Source organism: Limosilactobacillus kribbianus, from assembly GCF_026413145.1.
Taxonomy (GTDB): domain Bacteria; phylum Bacillota; class Bacilli; order Lactobacillales; family Lactobacillaceae; genus Limosilactobacillus; species Limosilactobacillus kribbianus.
Genome location: NZ_JAOVYZ010000074.1, coordinates 1 through 5,115, shown reverse-complemented (window position 1 = coordinate 5,115; position 5,115 = coordinate 1). Strand labels below are relative to the sequence as shown.

Below are 5,115 nucleotides of genomic sequence, written 5' to 3'. Positions count from 1 at the left end.
CAAATCAATTGGTATCTGAATTCCCGGCCACTTAAATGTCTTAACTGGCGCACACCAATCGAGATCTTCCTGCTTAATTTACGTCATTAAATTCGTTCAAGTTATTTCTTGCAATCTGCCATTTGCTAAATAAATCACAATATTCTTGCTAGTCTGCCATCCGATATTGTATAACTGAGTTTGTAAGAACAATACTTACAAATTAAACATTTAGGAGGTCATTGTTTATGATTAAAGAATTTGCTTCGCCATCATCCTATGTCCAAGGTAAGGGTGTTTTGTTCAAGAGTGATCCATATCTGAAGGGATTCGGCAAGAAGCCACTCCTTGTCACCGGTGAGACCGTCTATGAAATTGTCGGCCAAAAATTCGAAAATTACCTGAAAGAAAATGGCTACGACGTTGACCTGGTCAAGTTCAACGGTGAATCCTCGACCAACGAAATCAACCGGATCAGTGAAATCGGTAAAAAAGACGGCGTGACCGCAATTTACGGACTGGGCGGCGGCAAGACCAGCGACTCTGCCAAGGCCATTGCCGACAACCTGAATCTGCCAGTCGTAATCATGCCAACCTTGGCCTCCACTGACGCTCCGTGCTCACGGCTTTCCGTTATCTACACCGACGACGGCAGCTTCGATCACTACCGGTTCTACACTCACAACCCGGACCTGGTTTTAGTTGACAGTCAGGTGATCGCCAACGCCCCTGCCAAGCTTTTGATTGCGGGGATCGCGGACGCCCTCGCTACCAACGTTGAAGCCCAGGCCGTTGCCCAAGCCGGTGCCGACACGATGCTGAATGAAAAGCAGACTTTGGTCGGCAACGCCATTGCTCAAAAATGTGAAGAAACCCTCTTCAAGTATGCTCACCTGGCTGTCGCTGACGTTAAGAAGAACATCGTCAGTGCCGCTTTGGAAAAGATCATTGAGGCCAACACCCTGATGAGTGGTCTCGGCTTCGAAAGTGGTGGCCTCTCAGGTGCGCACGCTATTCATGATGGCCTGACCACTCTGGAAGAAACCCACGACTTGACGCACGGCCAAAAGGTAGCTTACGGGACGCTGACCCAGCTGATGCTTGAAGGAGCCGACCAAGAACGTTACAACAAGTACTTCAAACTGATCCTGTCACTTGGTCTGCCAACCACCCTGGATGACCTCCACCTGGCAGACGCTTCCGATGAGGAACTCCTTTCGGCAGCGAAGGCAGCCTGCTCTGAAAACGACACGATCGACCGGCTGCCATTTAAGGTTGAACCAGACGATGTTGCCCAAGCCTTCCGGGCAGTTGATTCCTACACTAAGGACTACCTGGCAGCTCACAAATAATCTTTGATAATTTCACGCGAGACGGTGTCAGCTTATTGGCACCGTCTCTTTTATTCTGCAATCTTTTGGCACTGGCCGGAGCAAAAAGTTCGTTATCTACACTTATAGCAGTTAATATATTTGCCAATCGTCCGCGATTAACGTATACTGTTCCTGTTGGGGTAGGAATCTCCGAGTGATTGTTCGGCGGAACGGAATGTGAACGTCGAAAGGAAGCCACCTGGCTGCTTGGTTATTCCGCATTCACCACATTGACAGGTCAATGTCGTCCCTAACATTCAAATAATTTTAGGGAGGCAATATGATGTCAATTCTATCTTTTTCTAGTCCCCGCTTCACGACCCGCCAGATGACCCTGGCGGCGATGCTAATCGCACTGCAGGTGGTTCTTGGCAAGCTATCGGTCGGCGATCCGGCCGTCTTCAAAGTGGGCCTTGGCTTTATCGCCACCGCCCTGATCGGCTATTTCTTAGGGCCCTGGACCGGGGGAATGGCAATGGTGATCAACGATCTGATTTCCAACACCATTCTGAGCTCCGGCACCCTCTTTTTCCCGGGCTTTACCTTCTCAGCCTTCGTTTCCGGCGTGCTCGCGGGGATGTTCCTCTACAACCAGAAGATCAGCTGGCAGCGGGTCCTGATCTACGAATTCTTCCAAATTCTGATCACCAACGTCCTCTTCACGACGCTCTGGCTTTACCTGATGAGTCTGAGTTCGTCCAGTACCGCCCAGGGATTCTGGGCCCTGCTGACGATCCGGCTGCCTAAGGAGATCATTACCTGGCCGCTTGAGGCCCTGATTGTTCTGGTGATTTTGCGCCAGGTTGCCAAGCTCAACCTCAGCCTCCGCAAATAAATTTCAAAAAAGTCTTGCATTCTGAAAAAATTAAGTTAGAATACCATTAAAGAATAAAAAAGCGATGAGAAAGAAGAGTAAATAGTCACGTTCGCGCAGTGAATCGGTGATAGTGGGAGACCGATCGACCCCGGGCTATTGAAAAACACTTTGTCGATGCCGCTGACCCAAATGCCTTTGCAAAGTAGGCTCAGCCGTCGCCGGTACGTTACCACACCGGGAGAACATGTTCGTGTTCTAAAAGAGGTCTAGGCATTTGCCTAGGCAACTTGGGTGGTACCGCGGAAAAAAGCCTTTCGTCCCTTTGTATAAGGGAACGAAGGGCTTTTTCTTTATTCTCAAATCTAAATTCTTCAAGGAGTGTTATCAATGAGTTTAATTATTCCAAAGGACTACGATCCAAAGCTGTCAATTCGGGACACTGAAGCCGCCATTCGCTTCATCCGTGAAAACTTCCAGGACGAACTGGGCCACGAGCTGCACCTGCAGCGGATGTCCGCCCCAATGTTCGTCGAAAAGGGAACCGGGCTCAACGATAACCTGAACGGGGTCGAAACGCCGGTCTCCTTCTCCATGCAGTCCATCCCGGGCCAGACGATTGAAGTCGTTCACTCCCTGGCCAAATGGAAGCGGATGGCCTTAAAGAAGTACGGTTTCGGGATGCACGAAGGCCTCTACACCAACATGAACGCCATTCGCAAGGACGAAGACGTCGACAACTTCCACTCGATCTACGTTGACCAGTGGGACTGGGAAAAGATTATCGCCAAGGAAGAACGGACGGAGACGACCCTGAAGGCCACCGTTCGCCAGATCTTCAAGGTGATCAAGAAGATCGAACGTGAACTCTGGGAACTTTACCCGGACGCCGTTTACCAGCTGCCGGAGGACATTCACTTCATCACGACCCAAGAGCTGGAAGACCGCTGGCCAGACCTGACGCCAATGGAACGGGAAGACAAGATCGCCAAGGAAATGGGCGCCGTCTTCGTAATGAAGATCGGTGACAAGCTTCAGCGTTCCGGCAAGCCGCACGACGGCCGGGCCCCCGACTACGACGACTGGCAACTGAACGGGGACATCATTTTCTGGTACGAACCGCTCCAGTGCAAGCTCGAAATCTCCAGCATGGGGATCCGGGTCAGCCCAGAATCAATGCGCGACCAACTGAAGAAGGCCGGCGCAGAAGACCGGGCCAAGCTGCCATTCCACAAAATGTTGCTCAACGGCGAATTACCATATACAATTGGTGGAGGAATTGGTCAGTCCCGGCTCTGCATGCTCCTGCTCGGCAAAGCCCACGTGGGTGAAGTGCAAGCCAGCGTTTGGCCAGAAGACATGCTTGAAAAGTGCAAGCAGGCTCACATTCAAATTCTGTAAAATATATTTAGATTGGGAGAGTTAAAACAGTGGAAACAATTAAGATTAGTGAATCACCAAAACACGTTGGCGAAACCGTTAAGATCAGCGTTTGGCTAACGGACAAGCGGTCCAGCGGGAAGATCGCCTTCCTGCAGCTGCGGGACGGCACCGGTTTCTTCCAGGGAATTATCCGCAAGAACGACGTTGACGAAAAGATTTTCGACCTGGCTAAGCACGACCTGCACCAGGAAACCAGCTTCTACGTTACCGGCGAAATCGCCGAAGACAAGCGGTCCAAGTTTGGCTACGAAATCCACATCCAGGACATCGAGGTCGTGGGTGAAAGTGACGAATACCCGATTGGTAACAAGGACCATGGGATCGACTTCCTGCTCGACCACCGTCACCTCTGGCTGCGGAGTCGCAAGCCGTGGGCACTGATGCGGATCCGCAGTCGGGTCAAGCTGGCCACGATGGAATTCTTCGACAAGCACGGCTTCACCCAGTTCGATGCACCAATCCTGACCTCATCAGCTCCTGAGGGGACGACGGAGCTCTTCAACGTTAAGTACTTCGACACCAACGCCTACCTGTCACAATCCGGCCAGCTGTACGGTGAAGCCGGCGCGATGGCCCTGGGCCGGATCTACACGATGGGTCCAACCTTCCGGGCAGAAAAGTCCAAGACCCGGCGGCACATGACGGAATTCTGGATGATCGAACCAGAAATGGCTTGGTGCCACGAAGAAGAGAGCGAAGAGATTCAGGAACAATACATTGCCTACCTGATTCAGGACCTGATTGACCACTGCGCAACCGAGCTGGAAATGGTTGGCCGGTCCGTGGAAAGCCTGAAGCCGTTCACTGAGCTACCATACCCACGGGTAACCTACAAGGAAGCCATCGAGATGCTGCAAAAGGCCGGCATGGACGTCAAGTACGGCGACGACTTTGGTTCACCGGAAGAAACCTTCCTGGCCGACCAATTCAACAAGCCGGTCTTCATCAAGAACTACCCACGGGCCATCAAGGCCTTCTACATGCCAACCGACCCAACAGATGATCGCCAGGTAATCTGTGCCGACCTGCTGGCACCGGAAGGCTACGGTGAAATCATCGGTGGTTCCGAACGTTCCTACGACTACGAATACATCACCAGTAAGCTGGAAGAAAACGGCCTGTCCAAGGAGGACTACGGCTGGTACGACGACCTGCGTAAGTACGGTTCCGTGCCACACTCCGGCTTCGGGATGGGGCTGGAACGGTTCCTCGCCTGGGTCACCCTGCAGGATCACATCCGGGAAAACATTCCGTTCCCACGGATGATCAACCGCCTGCGCCCATAAAAAATATCTTAATCCGCAAAATGCCTAAAACGCGTTTTGCGGATTTTTATTTTGAACTCTATTTTGCCAAAAAGCCGTTTTTGACGATTTTGGTTGCGTCCTAAATTTCAAGAATAAGTTAGCCACTGGACTCAAATAAATAATACTGACCAATTGATTATTGGTTGATGGAGCTGTGATATCTCTTGGTAGAAGGCCTTACGATAGATATCCATTGACG

The 5,115-nt window shown here is 51.2% G+C and carries 4 protein-coding genes, 1 riboswitch and 1 other annotated feature; all 4 genes read left to right on the top strand.

The genetic code is table 11. The annotated features are described in order from the left end of the window. Positions 1 to 227 precede the first annotated feature (227 nt). The 4 genes from OCT58_RS09860 to asnS all read left to right on the top strand — a co-directional run bounded on the left by OCT58_RS09860 (position 228) and on the right by asnS (position 4,895). Positions 228 to 1,331 carry a glycerol dehydrogenase gene (locus OCT58_RS09860; protein ID WP_267202665.1) on the top strand — a complete coding sequence of 368 codons (1,104 nt, stop codon included), beginning with the start codon at positions 228 to 230 and terminating at the stop codon, positions 1,329 to 1,331. A gap of 155 nt (positions 1,332 to 1,486) precedes the next feature. Then, positions 1,487 to 1,582, top strand: a riboswitch (THF riboswitch). A 53-nt stretch (positions 1,583 to 1,635) separates the two neighbouring features. Further along, positions 1,636 to 2,187: a folate family ECF transporter S component gene (locus OCT58_RS09855; protein WP_267202664.1), complete on the top strand. Its 552-nt coding sequence runs from the start codon at positions 1,636 to 1,638 to the stop codon at positions 2,185 to 2,187. A 55-nt stretch (positions 2,188 to 2,242) separates the two neighbouring features. After that, positions 2,243 to 2,494: a binding site (T-box leader), on the top strand. A 62-nt stretch (positions 2,495 to 2,556) separates the two neighbouring features. Next, entirely contained in the window at positions 2,557 to 3,567 is a 1,011-nt protein-coding gene (asnA, locus tag OCT58_RS09850; RefSeq protein ID WP_267202663.1) for an aspartate--ammonia ligase, read from the top strand. 29 nt (positions 3,568 to 3,596) lie between these two features. Beyond that, complete coding sequence (asnS, locus tag OCT58_RS09845; RefSeq protein ID WP_267202662.1) at positions 3,597 to 4,895, top strand: asparagine--tRNA ligase; 1,299 nt, start codon at positions 3,597 to 3,599, stop codon at positions 4,893 to 4,895. Positions 4,896 to 5,115 lie beyond the last annotated feature (220 nt).

Bases quoted from the DNA above. Each gene is read 5' to 3' on its own strand.
- OCT58_RS09855 (WP_267202664.1), top strand. From the start codon at position 1,636: ATGTCAATTCTATCTTTTTCTAGTCCCCGCTTCACGACCCGCCAGATG.
- OCT58_RS09860 (WP_267202665.1), top strand. From the start codon at position 228: ATGATTAAAGAATTTGCTTCGCCATCATCCTATGTCCAAGGTAAGGGT.
- asnA (WP_267202663.1), top strand. From the start codon at position 2,557: ATGAGTTTAATTATTCCAAAGGACTACGATCCAAAGCTGTCAATTCGG.